The sequence below is a fragment of the Pseudomonas sp. FP2338 genome (assembly GCF_030687515.1).
GTDB classification, from domain to species: domain Bacteria; phylum Pseudomonadota; class Gammaproteobacteria; order Pseudomonadales; family Pseudomonadaceae; genus Aquipseudomonas; species Aquipseudomonas salomonii.
On record NZ_CP117436.1, the window covers coordinates 3436800 to 3458401 of the forward strand.

The 21602-nt window shown below is 62.5% G+C and carries 18 protein-coding genes; 4 read left to right on the forward strand and 14 right to left on the reverse strand.

Annotation, left to right across the window (positions count from 1 at the left end):
• Nucleotides 1–52: 52 nt before the first annotated feature.
• The 8 genes from dctM to PSH96_RS15550 form a co-directional block, all read right to left on the reverse strand.
• Nucleotides 53–1333 carry a C4-dicarboxylate TRAP transporter large permease protein DctM gene (gene dctM / locus PSH96_RS15515; protein WP_305453739.1) on the reverse strand — a complete coding sequence of 427 codons (1281 nt, stop codon included), beginning with the start codon at nt 1331–1333 and terminating at the stop codon, nt 53–55.
• Entirely contained in the window at nt 1333–1965 is a 633-nt protein-coding gene (locus tag PSH96_RS15520; protein ID WP_305453740.1) for a TRAP transporter small permease, read from the reverse strand. Before PSH96_RS15520 ends, dctM begins: the two co-directional genes overlap by 1 nt.
• 193 nt (nt 1966–2158) lie before the next feature.
• Nucleotides 2159–3142 carry a TRAP transporter substrate-binding protein gene (locus PSH96_RS15525; RefSeq protein WP_305453741.1) on the reverse strand — a complete coding sequence of 328 codons (984 nt, stop codon included), beginning with the start codon at nt 3140–3142 and terminating at the stop codon, nt 2159–2161.
• Nucleotides 3143–3294: 152 nt separating this feature from the next.
• Nucleotides 3295–4110: a CoA ester lyase gene (locus PSH96_RS15530; RefSeq protein WP_305453742.1), complete on the reverse strand. Its 816-nt coding sequence runs from the start codon at nt 4108–4110 to the stop codon at nt 3295–3297.
• 15 nt (nt 4111–4125) lie between these two features.
• Nucleotides 4126–5319: a CaiB/BaiF CoA-transferase family protein gene (locus PSH96_RS15535; RefSeq protein ID WP_305453744.1), complete on the reverse strand. Its 1194-nt coding sequence runs from the start codon at nt 5317–5319 to the stop codon at nt 4126–4128.
• Between the two features lie 9 nt (nt 5320–5328).
• Nucleotides 5329–6678, reverse strand: coding sequence for an MmgE/PrpD family protein (locus tag PSH96_RS15540; RefSeq protein WP_305453745.1), 1350 nt, complete (start codon nt 6676–6678; stop codon nt 5329–5331).
• Nucleotides 6679–6688: 10 nt separating this feature from the next.
• Nucleotides 6689–7852 (reverse strand): acyl-CoA dehydrogenase family protein, encoded by a 1164-nt coding sequence (locus PSH96_RS15545; protein WP_099549621.1) that lies wholly within the window; start codon nt 7850–7852, stop codon nt 6689–6691.
• A gap of 28 nt (nt 7853–7880) precedes the next feature.
• Nucleotides 7881–8699, reverse strand: coding sequence for a MaoC family dehydratase N-terminal domain-containing protein (locus PSH96_RS15550; protein ID WP_305453748.1), 819 nt, complete (start codon nt 8697–8699; stop codon nt 7881–7883).
• A gap of 309 nt (nt 8700–9008) precedes the next feature.
• Here PSH96_RS15550 and PSH96_RS15555 point away from each other — a divergent pair, with 309 nt between their 5' ends.
• Entirely contained in the window at nt 9009–9908 is a 900-nt protein-coding gene (locus PSH96_RS15555) for a LysR family transcriptional regulator (protein WP_305453749.1), read from the forward strand.
• Here PSH96_RS15555 and PSH96_RS15560 read toward each other — a convergent pair.
• The 4 genes from PSH96_RS15560 to PSH96_RS15575 are packed head-to-tail and all read right to left on the reverse strand — an operon-like array spanning nt 9895 to nt 16132.
• On the reverse strand, nt 9895–12789 hold the full coding sequence (locus PSH96_RS15560) for a bpX6 domain-containing protein (RefSeq protein WP_305453750.1): 2895 nt from the start codon (nt 12787–12789) through the stop codon (nt 9895–9897). The genes PSH96_RS15555 and PSH96_RS15560 overlap by 14 nt on opposite strands.
• Entirely contained in the window at nt 12782–14587 is a 1806-nt protein-coding gene (locus tag PSH96_RS15565; RefSeq protein ID WP_305453752.1) for a hypothetical protein, read from the reverse strand. Before PSH96_RS15565 ends, PSH96_RS15560 begins: the two co-directional genes overlap by 8 nt.
• Entirely contained in the window at nt 14574–15020 is a 447-nt protein-coding gene (locus tag PSH96_RS15570; RefSeq protein WP_305453754.1) for a hypothetical protein, read from the reverse strand. Before PSH96_RS15570 ends, PSH96_RS15565 begins: the two co-directional genes overlap by 14 nt.
• Nucleotides 15017–16132, reverse strand: coding sequence for an AAA family ATPase (locus PSH96_RS15575; protein ID WP_305453755.1), 1116 nt, complete (start codon nt 16130–16132; stop codon nt 15017–15019). The genes PSH96_RS15570 and PSH96_RS15575 overlap by 4 nt, the downstream gene beginning before the upstream one ends.
• A gap of 91 nt (nt 16133–16223) precedes the next feature.
• Between PSH96_RS15575 and PSH96_RS15580 the strand changes: the two genes are divergently transcribed.
• From PSH96_RS15580 to PSH96_RS15590, 3 genes are all read left to right on the forward strand, one after another.
• On the forward strand, nt 16224–16712 hold the full coding sequence (locus tag PSH96_RS15580; RefSeq protein WP_305453756.1) for a GFA family protein: 489 nt from the start codon (nt 16224–16226) through the stop codon (nt 16710–16712).
• Nucleotides 16713–16806: 94 nt separating this feature from the next.
• Nucleotides 16807–18630 carry a serine hydrolase gene (locus PSH96_RS15585; protein ID WP_305453757.1) on the forward strand — a complete coding sequence of 608 codons (1824 nt, stop codon included), beginning with the start codon at nt 16807–16809 and terminating at the stop codon, nt 18628–18630.
• Between the two features lie 17 nt (nt 18631–18647).
• A complete protein-coding gene (locus PSH96_RS15590; RefSeq protein ID WP_305453758.1) occupies nt 18648–19439 on the forward strand; it encodes a MipA/OmpV family protein in 792 nt (263 codons plus the stop codon).
• Between the two features lie 149 nt (nt 19440–19588).
• Here PSH96_RS15590 and PSH96_RS15595 read toward each other — a convergent pair whose 3' ends face one another.
• Nucleotides 19589–20866 carry an ATP-binding protein gene (locus PSH96_RS15595; RefSeq protein ID WP_305453759.1) on the reverse strand — a complete coding sequence of 426 codons (1278 nt, stop codon included), beginning with the start codon at nt 20864–20866 and terminating at the stop codon, nt 19589–19591.
• Nucleotides 20867–21574, reverse strand: coding sequence for a winged helix-turn-helix domain-containing protein (locus tag PSH96_RS15600; RefSeq protein ID WP_305453761.1), 708 nt, complete (start codon nt 21572–21574; stop codon nt 20867–20869). It abuts the gene before it with no gap.
• Between the last annotated feature and the right edge of the window lie 28 nt (nt 21575–21602).

The following is a 21602-nucleotide window of genomic DNA, read 5'->3' on the forward strand; positions in this document are numbered from 1 at the left end:
GACTGAACAACCGCTATCGCAGGCAAGCCAGCTCCCACATTTTCAGACCGCGTTACATGCCCAGCCAGTGCGGCAGCGCCAGCGAGATAAACGGCAAGTACGTGACCATGATCAAGAACACCAGCAGGATCATCAGCCACGGCAACGCCGCGCGAATCGTCTGCCCGAGGGTCAAGCCGGTCACCGCCGAGGTCACAAACAGGTTCAACCCTACCGGCGGGTGCACCAGGCCGATTTCCATGTTGACCACCATCACAATCCCCAAGTGAATTGGGTCAATCCCCAGCTTCATGGCAATCGGGAAGAAGATCGGCGCCAGGATCAGCACAATCGCGGAAGGCTCCATAAAGCTGCCGGCCACCAGCAGCACCACGTTGACCATAATCAAAAAGCCGATCGGCGTGAGGCCTTCGGAGATCACCCAGGCAGTGATTTCCTGCGGGATCTGCTCGGTGGTCAGCACATGGGCAAAGAGCATGGCGTTGGCGATGATAAACATCAGCATGATCGCCAGGCGCCCGGATTCCAACAGCACCTTGGGGCAATCGCGCAGTTTCATGTCCTTGTACACAAACAGCGCGACAAACGCCGAATACACCGCCGCCACGGCTGCCGCTTCGGTCGGCGTGAACATGCCGCTGTAGATGCCGCCGAGGATGATCACCAGCAACAACAAGCCCCAGAACGCGCGGCGTGCGCAGGTCAGCCACTCGCGCAAGGTCGCACGTGGCTGCGCCGGCAGCTTCTTGATGCGCGCGACGATGTAGATCGCGACCATCAGCATCAGGCCCAGCAGCAACCCTGGAATCACACCGGCCATGAACAGCTTGCCCACCGAGGTTTCGGTGGCGGCCGAGTACACCACCATCACAATCGACGGCGGGATCAGGATGCCCAAGGTACCGGCGTTGCAGATGATCCCCGCACCGAACTCCTTCGGGTAACCCGAGCGCACCATCCCCGCCACGGCAATCGAGCCCACTGCCGCCACCGTCGCCGGTGATGAACCGGACAGCGCCGCAAACAGCATGCACGCCAGCACGGCCGCAATCGCCAGGCCACCACGAATGTGGCCGACACAAGCGTTGGCAAAGTCGATCAGCCGCTGCGCGACGCCGCCGGTGGTCATGAACGCACCGGACAGCAGGAAGAATGGAATCGCCAGGAAGGTGTAGGCGTCGGAGGTTTCGAACAGCTTGATCGCCAGCGAACTCACCGAGTCCTGGCTGAACATCAGGATCGACACCGCGCCGGACAGCCCCAGGGAAATCGCGATCGGCACGCCGAGGAACATGAACACGAACAACAGCAAAAACAGACAGAGCACGGCCATCAGTGACGCTCCTCATGGCTGCCGGCCAACTTGCTGGCCTCACCAGCCTCGTCGGCCAGCCCCAACCCGACCTGACGGTGGGTAAAGATGCGATAGAAAATTTCCAGGTAGCGGATAAACACCAGGGCAAAACCGATGGGCACGATGATCACGATATCGCCCACGTCCACGCCGTATTGGTCGAGGTCTTCGGCGCCGATATGCGCGGTCATCACGGCACTCACCCACTTGTAGCTGGCGACCATGAACAGCCCGGCATAGGCCAGGCAGCACAGGCAGGCAAGCATGCCCAGCAGGCGTTGCACCGGGCGTTTGGTCAGCTTGACCAGGGCGTCCACGCCGAGGTGGCCGGCGGTGCGCACACCGTAAGAGATGCCGAAAAAAATCAGCCAGCCGAACATGGCCTTGGTCAGCGCCACGCTCCAGGTCATGTCCTGGGCCCAGGTCATGGTGTGGTCGCCCAGGGCGTTGAAAAAGTTGCTGCTCCACACCCACTTGTCCGCCAGGGAAAAGAACAGGGTGTAGATGTTGTTGAGCATGACGTAGACGAATGTCACCAGGGTCATGGCGGCCAGCAGGAAGGCGATAAACCCTTCCTCCAGGTGCTCCCAGACGCGCCTTAGCGTTTGCATGGCAAAACCTCGCGAGACCAATGAGATGTCAGGGTGGAAACCGGCTCGAAATGTCGAAGCGGACCTCTGTGGGAGCCGGGCTTGCCCGCGATGGGATCAACTCGGTGCTACAGATACACCGAGTTGCCTGCATCGCAGGCAAGCCAGCTCCCACATAAAGCCCTTTCCACAGTAGTTTTGGGTGGTCGCCCAATCACTGGTTGGAGGCGTCCGCAGCCTTGATCAGGTCGGCGCCAATCTCACCCTCGAACTTCTGCCACACCGGGCGCATGGCTTCGCGCCACAGCTGGCGTTGCTCCGGGGTCAGTTCGATGATTTCGCTGGTCTTGGCGTCGATGATCTTCTGCCTGGCCGACTGGTTCAACGCTTCGGCCTGTTTGTTCACCTCGACGGTGACTTCGACCATGATCTGCTCCAGGGGGGTGCGCACATCCGGCGGCAGGCCGTTCCAGAACTTGGCGTTGGTGATCACCATGTAGTCGATCAGGCCATGGTTGGACTCGGTGAAGTACTTCTGCACCTCGTTGACCTTCTGGCTTTCATAATTCGACCAGGTGTTCTCGGTGCCATTTACGGTGCCGGTCTGCAGGCCTTGGTACACCTCGGCAAAGCTCATTTTGCGCGGGTTGGCGCGGATCGCCTTGAACTGCTCTTCGAGTACGCTGGAAGCCTGCACGCGAAACTTCAGGCCACGGGCGTCCTTGGGTTCATGCAGGGCTTTATTGGCGGAGAGTTGCTTGAGGCCGTTGTGCCAATAGGCCAGGCCGAGGATGTTCTTGTCCTGCATCGAGGTCAGCAATGCCTTGCCCTGAGCGGCCTGGAAACGGTCGACGGCGGCCAGGTCATTGAACAGGAACGGCAGGTCGTAGATCTGTACTTGCTTGGTGTATTGCTCGAACTTGGCCAGGGACGGCGCCAGTATCTGCACGTCACCGAGCAACAGCGCCTCCATCTCTTTGCCATCGCCGAACAGCGATGAGTTGGGGTACACCTCGACCTTGACCCGGCCCGGCAAGCGCTCTTCAGCAAGCTTTTTGAACAACAACGCGCCCTGGCCCTTGGGGGTGTTTTCGGCGACCACGTGGGCGAACTTGATCACGATCGGGTCGGCCGCCTGGGCCAGGCCCGCGGCAAATAAAGTGGCGGCGCACAGCAGCGCCCGAGAAAGCTTGAGCATGGGGAATCACCTTCTTATTGTTGTGTTACAGGGCAAGGTGCCTGATGTGACGCGTGTAGTGAATTTCGAATTTTAGATACCTGCGTTCGGCCAGGCCGAACGCCATACTTCAGAACAATGCAGCTCCCACATTTTGCTCACGGTTGTGTCAGTCAGAGTTGGGCGGCCAGCAGCCTTTGTGCGCGCAGCAACACGGGCGCATCCACCATCTGCCCATCAATCTGATAAGCCCCGGCCCCATGGGCACCCGCCTCTACTACGCGCTTGGCCCAGGCCAGGTCTTCGGCGCTGGGCGCCAGTGCCGCATGAATCACCGCCACCTGCCTGGGATGGATACACAGCGCCCCGGCAAAGCCCATTTCATAGGCATGCCGGATCGAACGGCGCAAACCTTCGGGGTCGTCGAAGGCTGGATGCACGCCATCCAGCGGCGCTACCAGGCCAGCAGCGCGCGAATGCACAATCAGCGCAAGGCGTGCCTGATCCAACGCAAACTGCGCAGCTGCAGAACCGCTGCTCAGGTTCAAGTCCAGCGCCAGGTCAAGCCCGCCGAACGACAGGCGCTCAACCTGCGGCGCATGGGCAATCTCAGCCACCGCCAGCAAGCCCTTGGCGCTTTCGATAATCGGCCAGATCACCTTGCCAGCGGCCGCCACCACGGCAACCTGGGCCGCGCTCTCCACCTTCGGCAGCAGCACACCCGCCACATTGGCATGAGCTTTACAGAACGCCACATCCTCAAAATGCTCGGCATGCTCCGGCGCATTGATGCGCACCCACACCTGAGCCTGTGGATGCGCGTGCAAAAACACCCCGAGGTTATCCCGCGCCTGGCGCTTGAGGGGTTCTTCTACCGCGTCTTCAAAATCCACAATCACCGCATCGGCGCCACTGGCCAGGGCTTTGGAAAACCGCTCCGGGCGGCTGCCGGGCACAAACAGGGCCGAACGAACTAAAGGCTTTGGCATCAGGTGAATTCCTTATTAAATAACGCCGCGTGCGCGCAGGCCGTCGATGGTGTGCGCCGAAAACCCAAGCTGATCGAGAATGCCCTGGCTGTGCTGGCCCAAGGCGGGAACAGCGTCCATGCGCGGGGTAAACGCGGCATTGCGCGCCGGTGGCAACAGCGACGGCAGCGGCCCGGCCGGGCTTGCGACTTCACGCCAGCTGTCACGCGCCTTGAGCTGCGGGTGGTCCCACACGCCTTGCATGTCGTTGACCCTGGCACTGGCGATCTGCGCGTCTTCCAGGCGTTGGATCACGGCTTGCGCGTCCAACTGCGCAAAGCTATCAACGATGATCTGGCGCAGCGCCTCACGGTTGGCCGAACGCTTGAAGTTGGCCGAGAAACGCTCATCGGTAGCCAACTCAGGCGTGAGCAGCACCTTGTCGCAGAACGCCGCCCATTCGCGTTCGTTCTGCAAGCCAAGCATCACCGTGCCGCCGTCGCCGGTGGGAAACGGCCCATACGGGTAGATCGTCGAATGCGCCGCCCCGGCCCGTGGTGGCTGGGGCGCGCCGTCGAAGGCGTAATACATCGGGTAGCCCATCCACTCCACCAGGCTTTCGAGCATGCTCACGTCGATGCGGCTGCCCTGCCCCGTCTTGCCGCGCAGCAGCAAGGCCGAGAGGATGCCGCTGTAGGCGTACATGCCGGCGGAAATATCGGCGATCGAGCAACCGGCCTTGGCCATCTGGTCTTCACCTGGGCCACCGGTCACTGATAAAAAGCCGCCCTCGCTCTGGATCAGCAGGTCATAGGCTTTCTTGTTCTCGTAGGGCCCGCCTTCGCCATAGCCGGAAATATCGCAGACGATCAGCCGTGGAAAACGCTCATGCAGCGCCTCAAACGACAGGCCCATGCGCGCCGCCGCGCCGGGCGCGAGGTTCTGCACCAGCACGTCGGCATCGGCCAGCAGGCGTTGGAGGATGTCACTGGCCTCGTCCTGTTTGAGGTCCAGGGTCAGGCTTTCCTTGGAGCGGTTGGTCCACACAAAGTGCGAGGCCAGGCCGCGCACGCGCTCGTCATAGCCACGGGCAAAGTCACCGGCACCGGGGCGTTCGACCTTGATCACACGGGCGCCGAGGTCCGCCAACTGGCGGGTGCAAAATGGCGCGGCAATCGCGTGCTCCAGGCTGACGACGGTGATGCCGTCCAGCGGTCGTTGGTTAGTCATAACGCTTCCTCAAAGCCAGTGAGCCATGGACGCTGCATCGCGCAGGTTCCAGACCTTCTCGATCAGTGCATTGGCCTGCGCGGGTGTGCGCGCGCCGCTGAATTGGGTAAGGCGCTGGAATTTATCCGCCAGCTCCACCCGGCTCAGGGTGTTGCCGGGGTCGCCCTTGGGTTCGTCGATGGCGCCCTGCAGCGTGCGGCCATCGAGCGTGGTGACGGTGACGCGGCCCAGCCAGCGCTGCGGGTAGGCGGCGTCGACGTGTGCATCCAGGGTCATGCTGACCTTGTCGCGAAAGGCCGAGACGGCGGTGTCGGTCAGTGCCCGCTCATGAAACTCGGTGAGCCCGGCCTTGCCGTGCACGGCGATCAGGCCGAGCACAGTGCCCATGGAGAATTTGGCCTGATGCACGCTGGTCGGCACGTTCACGCGCCCCAGCACGTCGATGGCACCTTGATGGACATGGGTTTGCACGCGATTGATCTGATCGGCGTCCAAGCCTTCGCGCTGCATCAAGTCCAACAGCGCATCCGCGGCCGGATGGGTGTGACGGCATGAGGCATGGAACTTGAACGAGGTTTCCAGCAGCGCCCAACGGCTGCCGAGACCGGCCGATAACTTGCCAGGCTCAGCATCTCTGGACATGCCCGCCGCCAGGCCTTGGTCGCCCTCCAAGATATTGCGCGCACCGGTGAGCCCGTCCGCCGTCAAATACGCCGCGAGCAAGCCATCCGCTGCGGCCTTGGCCGTGTGCAGTTGCTTGGAGTCGGCGGCATCGCGCAAAAACTCCCACAACCCGGCGGCCTGGGTGCCGGCGCTGCCGAGCAGGTTGATGAACTGCGCCTGGCTAAAATCCATCAGCTTGCCCACGGCAACCGCCGCCGCCAGGGTGCCGACGGTGGCCGTGGTGTGGAAGATGCGGTAATGGGAACGGCCCATGAATTCGCCGATGCGGATACCGGCTTCATAGCCGGCCACCGAAGCCAGCAGCAATTGGCGGCCGGATTTGCCAAGGTCCTGGGCGGCAGCCAGCGCGGCCGGAAACACCACGGTCGCCGGGTGCAGCACCGAGCTGTTGTGCAGGTCATCCTGCTCCACCAGGTGCGAGGATGCGGCGTTCACCAGCGCGGCAAAATACGCACTGGTGCTGCCGCCATTGACGATCACTTGGGCGGGGCCGCTGCTGGGGCCCATCTTTTGCGCATAACGTTCGAACAAGGGAATCGGGTGCGCGCCCTTGCTGGCCAGCGCCGAGGCCAACCAGTCCAGGTACAGGTCTTCGGTGCGTGCCAGGACCTTTTCCGGCAATTGTTCGTAGTTCAGGTCCGCAAGGAACCGGCAAAGCGTTTGGGTATGGCTCATGCTCAGGCCCTCAGAAACTGCGTGGCAGTTCGAGCAGGTGCTCGGCCACGTAGGACAGGATCAGGTTGGTGGAGATCGGCGCGACTTGATAAAGGCGTGTTTCGCGGAATTTGCGCTCCACGTCGTACTCACAGGCAAAGCCGAAACCACCGTGGGTTTGCAGGCAGGCGTTGGCCGCTTCCCAGGACGCCTTGGCGGCCAGGTACTTGGCCATGTTGGCGCTGGCCCCGGCATTCTTGCCGCTGTCGTATTCCTCACAGGCACGCCAGCGCATCAGGTCCGCCGCTTCAATTTCGATATGCGCCTCGGCAATCGGGAACTGCACGCCCTGGTTCTGCCCGATCGGGCGGCCAAACACCACGCGGTCGCGGGCATAGGCACTGGCCTTTTCGATAAACCAGCGGCCGTCACCGATGCACTCGGCGGCAATCAGCGTGCGTTCGGCGTTGAGGCCGTCGAGGATGTATTTGAAGCCTTTGCCCTCCTCGCCGATCAGGCTGTCGAGGGGCAGCTCCAGGTTGTCGAAGAACAGCTCATTGGTTTCGTGGTTGACCATGTTGGCGATGGGCTGCACGGTCAAGCCGTTGCCGATGGCTTCGCGCAGGTCGACCAGGAAGATCGACATGCCTTCGGATTTTTTCTTCACCTCGGCCAGCGGGGTGGTGCGCGCCAGCAGAATCATCAAGTCGGAATGCTGGATGCGCGAGATCCAGACCTTCTGCCCATTGATCACGTACTTGTCGCCACGCTTGATCGCGGTGGTCTTGATTTTGGTGGTGTCGGTGCCGGTGGTGGGCTCGGTCACGCCCATCGATTGCAGGCGCAATTCGCCGCTGGCGAGCTTGGGCAGGTAGAAGCTTTTTTGCGCTTCGCTGCCATGGCGCAGCAAGGTAAACATGTTGTACATCTGGCCGTGCACGGTGCCGGAGTTGCCGCCGCAACGGTTGACTTCTTCGAGGATCACCGAGGCTTCGGCCAGGCCCAGGCCGGAGCCGCCGTATTCTTCAGGGATCATCGCCGACAGCCAGCCGGCGTCGGTCAGGGCTTTGACGAAGGTTTCGGGGAAGCCTTTTTGTTCGTCGATCCTGCGCCAGTAAGCGGCATCGAACTCGGCGCACAAGGCGCGCACGCCTTCGCGGATGGCATTGAGTTCTTCGTTGTCATTGGGGTTCATTAACGGCTCTCCGCCTGTTGTTCTTGGATTATTCGAAGTGGATTTGAGCGGTCTGGGCCAGGCCACCGGCGTTGCCCGCCCACAACTGCGCCACACCGGTTTCGGTCACGCGCCCACCGACCACAAATGGCTGCGGCGCAATCAGCGGGCGTACGCCGCGATAAGCGAAATGGCGCAGGGTCGCGTGGGGATGGGCGCGGCAAAACGCGCGCAGACTCAAGGTCGCGATCAACGGGCCGTGCACCACCAGGCCTGAATAACCTTCGGTGTCGGTGACATAGGGGTAGTCGTAATGGATGCGATGGCCGTTGAAGGTCACGGCGCTGTAGCGAAACAACAAGGTTGGCGTGGGGCTGATCGACTCCTGCCATTCGCTATCGGGCAAGGCGTCGTCGCTGCCCTGTTTGGGCGGCGTCGGTTCGCGGTAAACGATGTCCTGTTCTTCGCGGATCGCCAGGCGACCGTCCTGGGAATAGTCATGACGCACGGTGACAAACAGCAGCGAGCCGGTTCGCCCGGTCTTTTCTTCGACCTGGGTGATGGTCGACACGCGAGTGGCGGCCTCACCGGCGCGCAAGGCGTGCAGGAACTCGATGCGCCCACCGGCCCACATGCGATTGCGGTTGTCGGCCGGCGGCAGGAAGCCGCCACGGGCCGGGTGGCCGTCAGTGCCCAAGGCCGATTCCGGCAGTGGATCCTGGAAAAAGCACCACTGCCACAGCGGCGGCAAATCGGCGCCCTGTTCCGGCACAGCCTCGCCGAATGTGGCGGCAATGCGTTTGAGCAGGTTATGGCTCAAGTGGTCGTGGGCGGTCTCGCTTCGGCCGATCCAATCAGTAGCGCTCATCGGGTGCAGGTCCTCGGGCAGTGAGTGTCTGCCCCGGATCATGCAAGCGCCTGCCCGTTCTGAGAATTTGCATTTCAATAAACCAGCGTTCGGTTATGCTGAACGCCAACTTCGAGTCCGCCCTCATATCCTGTGGGAGCTGGCTTGTTGTGGCGAGGGAGCTTGGCGAGTCGTCGCACCGTCCCGCTCGACAGCGTAGCTGGAGCCGGCTTTTTGGGGCCGCTTCGCACCCCAGCGCAAGCACGCTTGCTCGCCACAACACGCCAGCTCCCACACTTGAACCTCACCGTTGCCAAAATAGGGGTTTGCATGCATTTCGATCTCGCCGACCTGCGCCTGTTTATCCACATCGCCGAATCCCCCAGCCTCACCCAGGGCGCCAAGCGTGCGTTTCTCTCGCCGGCCGCCGCCAGTGCGCGGATCAAGGCGTTGGAAGGCCAGTTGGACACGCGCCTGCTGTACCGCGACAGCCGTGGCGTGGAGATCACCCCGGCGGGCGAGCGGCTGCTGCACCATGCGCGGCTGATCATGCGCCAGGTGGACTACCTTAAAAGCGAGTTCACCCAATACGGCGTGGATTCGGCCGGGCATATCCGCATCTTCGCCAACACCACGGCGGTGACCGAGTTTCTACCGGAGGTGCTGGCGGGTTTTCTGTCCCAGCGCCCGGGCGTGACCGTCGACCTGCAGGAGCGTTTGTCCCGCGATATTGTGCGTGGCGTGCTTGATGGCACCAGCGACATGGGCATCATTGCCGGGCCGGTAGAGGCGGCGGGTTTGCAGGTGTTGCACTTCAGCACCGATCAATTGGTGCTGATGGTGCCCGTCGGTCATCCGTTGGCCGACCAGCCTTCGGTAACGCTGGAGCAAACCCTGGCCTACCAGCACATCGGCCTGCACGAAGGCAGTACGTTATTAAGTTTTTTGCGTGAACACGTTGATCGCCTGGGCAAGCATTTATCGCTGCGCATTCAGGTGTCGAGCTTCGAGGCGATCTGCCGGATGGTCGAGGCCGGCGTGGGCATCGGCATCATTCCCGAGTCCGCCGCCGTGCGACACAGCCGGACCATGCAGTTGGTGACGGTGAAGCTCGATGAGCCGTGGGCGATTCGCGAGCGCAGTATCCTGGTGCGCGAGTTGGAAGCGTTGCCCGGCACCATTCGGGCGTTGATCGCCACCTTGATGCCGGACACACTCAGTGCAGGCTGATGTTGTGCTGGCTGGCGTTATCGGTATTGATATGGCTCAGTCGGCCCTGCCCATCGAACAGCAACAGATCAGACCCGAGGCGGCGAAGCTGGGCCGGCGCGTGCGGCCAGTGCAACGTGACGCAAAGCCGATCGCTGGCACGGTGGATCACGTGCCAGCACGTGTCCTGCTGCTCAACCCGATAACTGATCAGCAACCAGTCCTCAAATAGAAACGGGCTGACGGACTCATCCCATTCTTCATCCGGCAAGTTACCGGGCAACCTATAGCCCTTTCGAATCCCGCGCTGCTTAAGTACCAGAACGGGTGTTCCATCATCGTGCTTGATCAGATACTGCGCCGATTCAGCGGTGGCACTGGGAACCTGGAAGTCCGTCGCTACGATGTCAAACGCGCTTTCGCGGCTGACCAGACGCCGCTCCGGCAGACGATAATGCCACAGCATCAGGCACCCGCCCGGCGCCGACAACCACAGGTATTCGTTGTGTTCATCCACCTTGATGGCCCGCACCGGCTCCGGTAGATCACTCACATGCCAGAGCGTTTCAAAGCCACGATCAACATCCACCACGCGCAACTGCGGGCCTTTGCCGATGGTCCAGTTGCTGCCATCAAAGGCGTTTGCATAGACATCCATGGCCAGCATACCGAGGTCTTTGGCGACTCGATTGACCAGGTCCAGTTTGCTCACGCGCCATACATTCCCCCGCCTGATCAGCACCAACGCAACCTGTCGGCTATGGGCAATAACGATTTTCTGCGCCGGTACAGCAAAGTGAAACAACGCTGTGCCCGCCGCATCCACCACCATCACGCCCGCCTCGCCCAGCGCCACCAGGTAACGCTGGTCTTCAAGCGGCGCGGCGTCGAAAATCGGCCGGCTGCCAGCGGCCGGCGCGGACCACTCGCGGGTTTCACCCAAACGCTCCAGCGAAACCACGGGCGTACGCTTCAGCGCCTGGCCCGGCAAATCCGCCTGAAGCGCTTTATCGCGACTCATCTTGACCAGCGCTTGTAGCTGGTTATGCGTCAGCTGGCCTTGATCGCTGAATTGATCAGCCAGAATCGCCTGCACGGTGGCAGCGGCCAGCCAGGCCAGGGCGGTGGTGTTGGCCTTGTGCAGCAATAAGGCCTGCGCCAGGGCGGCGCGTTCGCTGGCGCGCGCGGGGTCGTCACGCAATTGCTCGACCCACGGCCCGTAAGCGTGCAGCGTTTCGGGCAACAGGATCGCGCGTTTAACCAGCGCCTCAATACCCAAGCGCCCGCCGGCCGCCTCGGCGTTGAGCAGCCATTGCGCGGCGCGTGGGCGCTCTGCGGTCAGGCTCCAAATAACATCGACGGCTTGCAACCACAGGCCTTTGGCGATCAACGACTCGGCCCATTCCAGGCGCAAGCGGTCGGCGGCTTCTGGCGACTTGGCCTGGAGCATCACCACGGCGTCGGCGAACGCATTGTCGCGCCGCGCCACCAGCACGGCGCGCTGCCACTGCTCGGCCAGGCACAGCAGGCGCACGATCACCGCAGCTGGCATGTCCCACGCCAGAGCCAGGTCGGCGGCCTGCTGATAGCGCGCATGTTTCTCCAGGTAATCGAGGGCTTGCTGATGCTCCTTGAGCAATTCGGCAAGGACAAACACCGCTTCCTCTATACGACCGGCACGGTCCAGGCGCTCAAAAGTCTGGCGGTACACCTGGCGCAAGTGCTCGGCCAAGTCGTCTTCAAACAGCATCGAGCGCGCCGGGCCATCCTGCTGGCTGAGGCTCAAATTCTCGCGGCGCTGAGGCGTACCAAAACTCTGTTCACCGCTGGAGGCTCCGCCGTTCAAGGGGATCGCATGGCGCAAGGCTTCTTCGAAATTGCCGTCTTCGAACATCTCCAACATGCGCTGCATGTAGGCAGCCTGGCGTTTGCCATACAGTTTGGAAAGCTGGGAATGCTGTGTCAGCCGGGTCAACAAGCGGCGCCATGCGGCAGGTTTGTGCCTGCGCGGGGTGGCACGCGCAGCGATGCCTGGGTCAGCGGGTGCAGGGGCAACCGGCCGGGGCGCCGCTTTAGCGGGTGCCGATGCGCCAGGGTGCAGAAAGCGGTTCAACCCGAACAGCAGCGCGGTAATCACAACCATCCAGATCAGCGCGCTCAGGAGCATACCGCTGAGGGACTGTGTGTGCGTGGCCAGCATGGCGGCAGCATCGCTCTGGCCGAAGAGGCGGACCAGCCCACCCAGCAGTACCAGGCCGATCACGATTTTCAGCACCGGGGAAGAGACTTCACGGGCGCTATTCGGGTTGTTTTGCGCAGGCGATGCGCTGGCGCCAGACCCTTTACTCGACGTGTGACGCGCACGCTCCCGCAGCGCTTGCATGATCGCGTCACGCTCCGGGCTGACGGGCTCCAGCGGCCCACCGAGGATTTCACGCAGGTCGGTGATCACTGCATCCGGCAGCGTTGCCGGCAACGGGGTATGGCAGTCAAACGTGTCGAGCAGCGTGTAGGTGCTGATGTCGAGCCACAGCCCGGGCTTCAGCACGTGTGCATCGCGCAACTGCAGTGCATGTATCTGGCTGCCGCGCACCAGCCACAAGTCGGCAACGGGCAGCCCGCGCAATTCCTCGGGGTGCAGCGCGGCAGACGACAAGCCCAGGCCCTGGCGGATCAGCGGCCAGCCGTGCAGGCTTTCGCAGTGTACTGGGCAAGGTGTGTGGAATTGCAGCAAGTCGCCGTCGGCAAAGCGGTAGGCACGCGCGTCGACTTGCCAATACTTGAGGATCAGGCGCTTGCGCTCGCCTTCATCAAAACGCTCGGCGGCAAACCATAGGCCGTCAATCTGTTGGTGCCCGGTAAGCAGCGGGCGGCGAATCAGCATCCGTTCTGGCTCAAGCATTGGCAGCTTCCTGGGTGAGCTGCGGTGCCTGGCTGCACATCACTTGCAAACGCATGGAGCGCTCGGCAACCGAGTAAACCAGTAATTCGCGGTCAGTGGTCAGTACGGCGATCAAGCCGCTCATGGGGCAAAAGCTCGCGCGGGCAATCGGCGCCGAAGTGGTAAACAACGTGCGCTGTTGCCCCTCGGCGTACAGCCCGACGCTGTGCTGGTTCGGCCCCAGCAGCACCAGTGAGTAGAGCTGTCGTTGGGCGAACGCGTGGTGCAGGCCGATGGCTTTCCAGCCCGGCGCCAAGTCGATCTGTTCGTGTTTCGCCGGAAAGCTTTCATGGGTCACCAGGCGCCAACTCTGGTGGCCGTCCTGGGTGGTCAGCAGCGCGCAACCACCGCAGTACTGGCGCCAGTAAAAGTTGGCAGCCAACAACACCTGGCTGACGCCCGCTGCCGAGCCGACCGCATGACCATTGGCGCGTAAACCGTCAGCAGACCCGGAATACGCGACAATCTGCCCGCCTTCGCTGCGCGCATAAGCGATGGTCAAGGGGTCGACCTGCACCAGGCTCATTACGTCATCCGCCACCTGGCAGAGTTGACGCGACTTCCAGTAGGCGAGCCGCCCCTGGCTGTCGAGCAAGTACACACGCACGGAGTTCTGACTGTGCAGCCAGACACTCGGCAGGAACGTCGCAGTGCCCGGTGGCAGTTGCAGCTGTTCACGGGGGGGCTTGTCGACGGTGGGCATACCGGGAATGTTCCAGAATGTCAGGCTGTCGTTGTCGCTCAACACAGCGCCGAGGCTGCGGTGGTGAAAGGTGGTGCTCAATACGCGCTGATGCTTGCCCCACAGACGGCGTCGAACCTCCAGCGACTTTTTCTGGTTTTTGTGCGGCAGCTTGATCACCACCATGCCCGCCTCATCGAGCAGGCGCAGCGCCACATAGTTACCGGCGCTGGAGATTACCGGCGGCAAAGTCAAGGCTACGCGTGGCACCGCACGTGCGAGATTCGGCGGCGGCGCCTGGACTTCATCGTCAAACTGGCCTTTGAGCAGTTGCACCGCGTGCGCCTCATCCGGCATAGGCAGCAGCACGCGCCGCACCGACCCGGCCTGCAACTCGAATGACAGGCTGTGCCCATCCAGGCTGCGCTGCACCTGCACCCGGTGCGTACAGGACTTGGTCGAGTCCTTGGGCAAGCGTTGCCCGACTGTCCAGCACTCACCCAACGTCTCACCCTGCGTGGCCAGCCATTCCTGCCAGGCGTGCCAGTGCGCCGGGGCGACACTTTCATAGGTGCGCGCCTTGAGCAGCTGCTTGAGCTGCCCCGCGCTATCGAATTCATGCAGCAACGGCTCGCCTTGCAGGATGCCCCAACGCAACTGAGCCCCTGCCTCCTCGGCACGCCGGGCCAGCAGCATCAGCAAGGCAATATGCACCAGCCGCGCGGCGCCCCACTGCAACGGGCCGGCGTCGAACAGCACGACAATCAGGCGGTTGGCTTCACGGGCGCGGTACTGCGGCGCCAGGAACATATGCTCGCCGCCGACAGCCCGGCGCATAAACTCATCCGGCACTTCATCGGCCAGCAGCCATTCGCTGGAAAGCAGGCGCTCGTAAGGCCCACGGCGTTGCAGGTCACCCACGCCATCCGGCTCAGGCACCCCGCCTTGCTGCCTACCGCGCAGTGGCCCAAGCACCGGGTTAAGGCGCCCAAGCAAGTCGGCGAACAGCGGCAGATGCTGCGGCGCAAACCACTCCAGCCACTGGCGCCAGGGTTGCAGGGCTTCAGGCAGTTGCATGGCTGGCTCCCCAATGCGTCGCGATGCGCTGAAGGTGTTCAACCGTGCCCGGCAATAGGCGATCCAACGGCACTACGGCTTGCGGTTCGCGCCACAACAGTAAGGGCGAGCGCTTGAAACGTGCCGACAGCGTCTGGCCGAGCAGGTCTACTGGCACTGTCGGCTCCCAACTGGTGGGCAGCCATATGCCAGGCGCGCCGGGGTGTACTGCGGCGTATTCGACGCCGTCGACCCACGGCAAATCCGCCGCCGGCCCAGTGACGACCAATACATCGCCATTGGCGGTAGCGTGCAAGCGGGCAGCCTGTTCATCTGCGAGCAGCAGCAAGCGCGCATGCAAACGTCGCGCGGCGTCGCCCCATGCGACGGCGGCTTGAGGCTCGGCAGGCACCTGCCTTGGGCGCCAGGTCCAGGCGTAGTGGTCGGCACTCATGGCGTCAGCATTCGGGACAGTTGCCCGCGTACCTGCTGCAAGGGTTCCGGCATTGTCTCGCTATTGAAGTTGGCGTCGATCTCGCGCAGCAGCCCTTCGAGCGCCGGGCTGTCGGGCGGCTCGCTGCGGGCCAGGTAGTCTTGTGCAGTTTCCAGCAAGCGATTCAAGCGCGACATCGGTTGCAAGGTGGCCTCTTCGACTGCGCTGAACAAATGGCTGTTGCTGGACGCGGCAAACAGGTCGCGCAGCACCTCGCGGCCATGCTGCTGAGTCTCTTTAGTGGGCAGCACATACAGCAGCGGCCACAGATCTGCCTCGCTGGCTTCCAGCCGCCCGCCGAGCAACGCGGCGGCCGCGATCAGCCGTTGAGACTTGACGATACGGCGGTCCGACAACTGTATGCCGGCTTCGCGCAGGCGCCGAATCGCCTGGGCCAGGGCTGGACGCACCGCGCCCAGGTCGACGTCTTTCAGGGCCTGGCTCAGCGTGTCCAACTGGGCCAGCCCCAGCAACTGTTGCACCGGCCGCTGCTCCGACTGCCAACCGCCCGCCAGCATGGCTTCCAGTTGATTGTCCGGCACCGACTCAACGAACAGGTGCAACAGGAAGCGGTCGCCAAATGCCGCCAGTGCTTCATCGTCCGGCAAGCCGTTGGCCGCGCCGACACACACCCGCAACGGGCATTGGATTTGAGTATGGCCACGGCGAAAGCGGCGCTCGTTGAGCACGCCCAGCAAAGTATTAAGGATGGCGGTCGAGCCCAGGAAGACTTCATCGAGAAACACGATATCGGCCTCCGGCAGCATGCCGCTGACATCGGTTTCCACCGTGCCTTCACGTAGTTTCTTTAGGTCTACGGCACCAAAAAGCTCCGACGGCTCAGTGAAGCGCCCCAGCAAGTATTCGAAGTAACGCCCGCCCATGGACTGCGCCACACGGCGCACCACGGCGCTCTTGGCCGTGCCAGGCGGGCCAATCACCAAAATGTGTTCCTGGGCGACCGCCGCCAGCACAATCAACTCGGCCAATTGCTCGCGCCCGACCAAGCCTTCGGTCGCCTTACGCACAGCGTGGCGGATTTGCGTGGCAGCGCTTTGCAACTGAGCAATCATGGGTATCTTCCCTGAAACCAAAGCGGGGAATCTTGCCTGAGGCTAAGGTATTAGCAAAGCGTTGTTACAACCTGCCTTGAGGAGTCAGCTCATGCAACTCGAAGGATCCTGCCATTGCGGCGCCGTAACATTCACCCTGAACAGCCAGCATCCCTATCCTTATCAGCGTTGCTACTGCTCCATCTGCCGAAAAACCCAAGGCGGCGGTGGTTATGCGATCAACCTTGCCGGCGATACACAAAGCCTGAAGGTGCAGGGACGCAAGCACATCTCGATCTATCACGCGCGCCTTAAACCCGAAGGCGCCAGCCGTGCGCATGCGAGCACTGCCGAACGGCATTTCTGCTCGCAGTGCGCCAGCGCGTTGTGGCTGTTCAGCCCGGAGTGGCCGGAGTTGATTCACCCGTTTGCTTCGGCCATCGACACGCCGTTGCCGGTGCCGCCGGAACACACGCACCTGATGCTCGGCTCGAAGGCGCCGTGGGTGGAAGTCAGCGTGCGCAAGGGTGACCTGCAGTTCGACGAATACCCCGAGGAATCCATCGCCCAGTGGCATGAACGTTTGGGGCTGACGCGTTAACACTCTTTGACAGTTTCTCGACAAAGCTCTCAAAGATTGTTGGCCGGCATGGCCCTAGCATTCGAGCATCCAAACCACCATCCGGGTGCTCTTCATGTTTCGCACATTGCGCGGTATTCCGTTATGGGGTTGCCTGCTGGTCACGCTCGGCTGCCACGTGCAGCCGCCTGCCCCGCCGGCGATTCCCAAGGGCGATTACGGCGCGATCATCCGCTACCTGCAAGCGCGCATTCCCAAAGACCTGGCCCGCGAGAATGTGCCCGGGTTGTCGATTGCGCTGGTCAATGGCCAGGAGCTGATCTGGGCGCGCGGCTTTGGCCTGGCCGACAAGGCCCAGGGTGTGCCGGTGACCGCCAACACGGCGTTTCGCGCCGGCGGCATTTCCAAACTACTGACGGCCACGGCAGCGATGCAGTTGGTCGAGCAACAGCGCCTGGGCCTGGACGCGCCGATCCAGCAGACCTTGCGCGAATTTTACGTGCGTTCGCGCTTTCACACTGACCAGGCCGCCGCCGACCGCGATATCACCCTGCGCCGCTTGCTCAGTCATCAGTCCGGCTTGCCCAGTGAACATTTGCGCGACGTGCGCAGCACCTATGCCATGGGCCAGATGCCGATGCGGGTGTCGGGCGTGTGGCTAAGCAGCCCGCCGGGCTCGCAGGTGGCCTATTCCAACCTCGGTTATTCGCTGGTCGGCGCCGCCATCGAGCGCAGCAGCGGCAAAAGTTTTGAAGCCCAACTGCAAAGCCGCCTGCTCAAGCCCCTGGAGATGAACCAGTCGAGTTTTGTCGGCAACGGCACGCAGTTGAGCTTTCGCGCCCTCGGTTACGAAGACGGCGTGGCGAGTACCGATGCGCAGGTGCGCGACCTGGCCGCCGGCGGCTTGTGGGCCAGCCCCAAAGACCTCAGCCACTACGTGCAGATGCTGTTTGCCCATGGCCTCTATAAAGGCACCCGTGTGCTTGAGAGCCCGTCGATTGATCAGATGTTCACCCAGCAAAACACCGGCAATGCCCTGGACTTCGATTGCCAGATGGGCCTGGGCTGGTTCCTCGCACCCTGCGGCGATGAACCCGTCGCCCCCGGCGTGCGCACCTACCAGCACAGTGGCGGCGGCGATGATTTTGCCGCGCAGTTGAGCGTGCTGCCCGACCAGCAACTGGCGGTGATCATCATGGCCAATGACAGCAACGCCGAAGAACTGGTCGCACGCCTGGCCACCGAGACCCTGCGCCTGATGCTCCAGGCGCAAACCGGGCAAGCCGTGTGCGCCGACGACTGCCAGACGCCCAGCCATGGGCTCAAGTTGCGCCAGGTGCCCGCCGCCGTCGACCGCAAGCGCCTGGCCGGGTTTTATGCCACGGCCTGGGGCGTATTCCGGGTCAAGGATGACGGCGATCGGCTGAGCGGTGAGCTGGCCGGCTTTGACTTCGAGTTATTGCGCGACGAGCACGGCTGGCTGCGCGCGCAGAAAAAAGTCTTCGGCCTCTGGTTCAAGGACCTCGGTGATTTGGGCCGCGTACAGCTGGACGTGGTCACGGTGCAGGGCCGCCAAGTGCTCACCGCCCGCAGCCATGGCCAACGCCTGGCCATCGGTGAACGCATCGACCCGCCGCCGCTGCCGCTGGCCTGGGCCTCCACCATCGGCACCTATCAGGTGCTCAACACCCATGAGCCCGACGCGCCGTTGAGCGGCATCAGCGTGCGCCTGGAAGAAGGCTTCCTGGTGATTCGCGGCCAACTGCACAACGAGCCGCTTACCGACTACATCCTGCTTCCCGTCGACAACGCCCACGCGGTACTGGCCGGCAACGGCTACGGCCTGGGCGATACCGTCAGCCGCCAGGTCAACGGCCTCAGCGCCTCGGGTTACTCCTTCAAACGCACGCAATCGCCCAACAACCTCTTGAATTTTTAACAAGGACGAATACCCGGATGCGCTCAAAAAACCTCTGCCTTTCAATCACCTCACTGTGCCTGCTCGCGGCTGCAGACACTGCGATTGCCGAAGACTGGCAATACAGCCTCAAGGCCGGCGTAGGCAACCTGCCGCGCTACAGCGGCAGCGACGAACGCATGACCGCGCCGCTGCTGGGCGGCAAAGTCGTCAGCCCGTGGGGGATTTTCCTCGACACCGACAAGGGCCTGGGCTGGGGTTACGAAGGCAATGCCCTGAGCTTCAGCGCGTATGTCGGCGCAAGCGCCGCGCGCAAGGATAAAAACGAGAGCCTGCATGCCGGCTCCAAACGCCTTAAAGGCATGGGCGAGATCAAGGCCCGCCCGCAAGTGGGCGTCAACGCCAGCTATAACCTGGGCGGTGTGATTGTTGGCGCAACCCTGGAACATGCCCTCAAGGAGAACGACCGCAAAGACACCGGCAAGGCCTACACCCACCTGGAACTGAGCCTGGGCACCCACCTGTATGAAGGCCGCTACGGTTCGGTGGATGCCAGTCTCAGCAGCCACTTTGGCGACCGCAACTACTTGCAGACCTGGTATGGCGTGACCACCGGCCAGGCCGCGCAAAGCCGCTTCAAAGCCTACAAGGCCGGCGCGGGCAACATCAGCAATGGCCTGAACCTGGTGTGGAGCCTGCCGATCAGCGAGCACACCCAGTTTTCGACCTTGCTGGATGTGCAGTACCTGGCAGATGAAGCGGGCAAGAGCCCGATTGTGGAGCGACGGTTGCAGACGTCGGTGATGGGGGTTTTGGAATACACGTTCTGATCGGCTAGCCGATCAGAACGTGTGTGAGCGGGCTGCTCGCGAATGCGGTGTGTCAGTCAATAATTCTTTAACTGATACACCGCATTCGCAGGCAAGCCAGCGCCCACATTGAAGGGGTGATCACCCCCATTCCCTGCAGGCTTCAAGGGTTACTCGGCGTACGCCCAGGTCATTCTGAAAGACGCCCCGCCCCACTCCGAATCCAGCACTTCCACCTGCCCGCCGTGCCACTGGCTGACGCGCTGGACCAACGCCAGCCCCAAGCCAAAGCCGCCGGTGCGGCGATCGCGGCTGGCATCCAGGCGCAGGAACGGTTCGAAGATCTTCGACCGCCCCTCCATCGGCACACCAGGGCCGTCGTCATTGACCCGCACTTCGTAGCCATTACCGAACTTGACCAGCGACACCTCTACACGGCGCTCAGCGTAGCGAATGGCATTGCGCAGCAGGTTGATCACTGCACGCGCCATAAAGCGCGGCTCGATCTGGATAAAGTCGACCTCACAGGTGCGCAACGACAACTGCACCCCGGCTGCCTCGGCCTCCAGCGCCACGCTGCCGATCACGCTGTCGAGCCAACTGTGGGCTTCGATATTCTCCCGAGTGACCTGGGTGGCGCCGCGCTCAAGGCTCGCGTAGGTCAACAGTTCGGAGACCATTTCTTCCAGCTCGCCAAGGTCAGCGTACATATCGGCGATCAATTCGCGGCTCTGCCGTGGGTCGGCCTGTTGCTTGAGTTGATCCAGCTCAAATGACAAGCGCGCAATCGGCGTGCGCAATTCATGGGACACCGCATTGGTCAGCTCGCGCTGGTTGGCGATCAGGCTTTCGATGCGCTCGGCCATCTGGTTGAAGTGCCCGGCCAGCTCGCGCACGGTAGAACGGCGTGGCAGCAGGATGCGCGAGCCGAGGTCGTTATCGCCAAAGTGCTGCGCGGCCAGGCGGATATGCTCCAGGTCACGCCAGTGCGGGCGTACCCAAAAATACAGGACGATGGCCAGGCTTACGCCCAGAAAGCCATAGGCCCACAGGTACAACCATTTGGGTTCTTCCGGCAGCTTGATCTGCAGCAGCTGCGGGCCGCCATCAATGGTGGCCAGGAATTCCATGAAGTCGCCGCGCACCACCAGTTGGCCGCCTGCCAACAATTGTTGCTCACGGTCATTGAGCGCCAGGGTGTCGCGCGGCACCAGCTTGAGGCGCAAACCATAATGGGGTTGCAACTCCGCCAGGCGCGCATCGCGGGCCGCGCCCTGCACCGGGCGCAGTTGCTCGACCAGCCCGTAGGCCGGCCCGCGCAAGGCTTCGCGGTTATAGACCTCGTTGGCCTCGGGCAATAACTCGTCGAAGGTGTAGTTGACCAGCCAGATTGCCCCGGCCAACCCCAGCGCCAGGATCACATACAGGCGCAGAAACAGGCGCAGCATCTAAACCTCCCACGCAAACGGATTGAACAGGTAACCCTTGCCCCAGATGGTCTTGATGCACACCGGTTCGCGTGGGTTGTCGTTGAGCTTGCTGCGCAACTTGCTGATGTACACGTCGACACTGCGGTTCAGGCCGTCGAAGGCAATGCCGCGCATGCGGTTGAGAATGTCGTCGCGCGAAAGGATCTTTCCCGAGTTGCTGGCCAGCAGCCACAGCAGTTCGAACTCCATGGTGGTGAGGTCGATGGCCTCGCCGCCCAGGCTGACGCCCCGGCAACTGCGATCAATCGACAGCCGGCCAAACTCCAGCGCACCGCGCACCGTGGGCTCCGGCACCTGGCGGCGCTGCAGGGCACGCAGGCGCGCGAGCAGTACCGGCGGCTTGATCGGTTTGATCACGTAGTCGTCGGCGCCCGACTCCAGGCCCAGGATGTGGTCCAGGTCGTCTTCCTTGGCGGTGAGGATGACGATAGGCGTGTCGGACACATTGCGAATCCCCCGGCACACATGCAGCCCGCTCTGGCCCGGCAGCATCAGGTCGAGCACCACAATCTTGGGTTTGAAGTCGAGAAAGGCCGCCAGGGCTTCATCGCCCCGGTGCACCACGCGCACCTCGAAACCATGTTGCGACAGGAAGTGCGCGATCAGCCCTGCCAGCTTTTCATCGTCCTCAACGAGCAGGACCTTGCCCAGACCCAGGTTTTCCATAAGTTCTCAGTGTGGATGCGCGGATTGA

Bases quoted from the DNA above. Each gene is read 5' to 3' on its own strand.
- dctM (WP_305453739.1), bottom strand. From the start codon at position 1,333: ATGGCCGTGCTCTGTCTGTTTTTGCTGTTGTTCGTGTTCATGTTCCTC.
- PSH96_RS15520 (WP_305453740.1), bottom strand. From the start codon at position 1,965: ATGCAAACGCTAAGGCGCGTCTGGGAGCACCTGGAGGAAGGGTTTATC.
- PSH96_RS15525 (WP_305453741.1), bottom strand. From the start codon at position 3,142: ATGCTCAAGCTTTCTCGGGCGCTGCTGTGCGCCGCCACTTTATTTGCC.
- PSH96_RS15530 (WP_305453742.1), bottom strand. From the start codon at position 4,110: ATGCCAAAGCCTTTAGTTCGTTCGGCCCTGTTTGTGCCCGGCAGCCGC.
- PSH96_RS15535 (WP_305453744.1), bottom strand. From the start codon at position 5,319: ATGACTAACCAACGACCGCTGGACGGCATCACCGTCGTCAGCCTGGAG.
- PSH96_RS15540 (WP_305453745.1), bottom strand. From the start codon at position 6,678: ATGAGCCATACCCAAACGCTTTGCCGGTTCCTTGCGGACCTGAACTAC.
- PSH96_RS15545 (WP_099549621.1), bottom strand. From the start codon at position 7,852: ATGAACCCCAATGACAACGAAGAACTCAATGCCATCCGCGAAGGCGTG.
- PSH96_RS15550 (WP_305453748.1), bottom strand. From the start codon at position 8,699: ATGAGCGCTACTGATTGGATCGGCCGAAGCGAGACCGCCCACGACCAC.
- PSH96_RS15555 (WP_305453749.1), top strand. From the start codon at position 9,009: ATGCATTTCGATCTCGCCGACCTGCGCCTGTTTATCCACATCGCCGAA.
- PSH96_RS15560 (WP_305453750.1), bottom strand. From the start codon at position 12,789: ATGCTTGAGCCAGAACGGATGCTGATTCGCCGCCCGCTGCTTACCGGG.
- PSH96_RS15565 (WP_305453752.1), bottom strand. From the start codon at position 14,587: ATGCAACTGCCTGAAGCCCTGCAACCCTGGCGCCAGTGGCTGGAGTGG.
- PSH96_RS15570 (WP_305453754.1), bottom strand. From the start codon at position 15,020: ATGAGTGCCGACCACTACGCCTGGACCTGGCGCCCAAGGCAGGTGCCT.
- PSH96_RS15575 (WP_305453755.1), bottom strand. From the start codon at position 16,132: ATGATTGCTCAGTTGCAAAGCGCTGCCACGCAAATCCGCCACGCTGTG.
- PSH96_RS15580 (WP_305453756.1), top strand. From the start codon at position 16,224: ATGCAACTCGAAGGATCCTGCCATTGCGGCGCCGTAACATTCACCCTG.
- PSH96_RS15585 (WP_305453757.1), top strand. From the start codon at position 16,807: ATGTTTCGCACATTGCGCGGTATTCCGTTATGGGGTTGCCTGCTGGTC.
- PSH96_RS15590 (WP_305453758.1), top strand. From the start codon at position 18,648: ATGCGCTCAAAAAACCTCTGCCTTTCAATCACCTCACTGTGCCTGCTC.
- PSH96_RS15595 (WP_305453759.1), bottom strand. From the start codon at position 20,866: ATGCTGCGCCTGTTTCTGCGCCTGTATGTGATCCTGGCGCTGGGGTTG.
- PSH96_RS15600 (WP_305453761.1), bottom strand. From the start codon at position 21,574: ATGGAAAACCTGGGTCTGGGCAAGGTCCTGCTCGTTGAGGACGATGAA.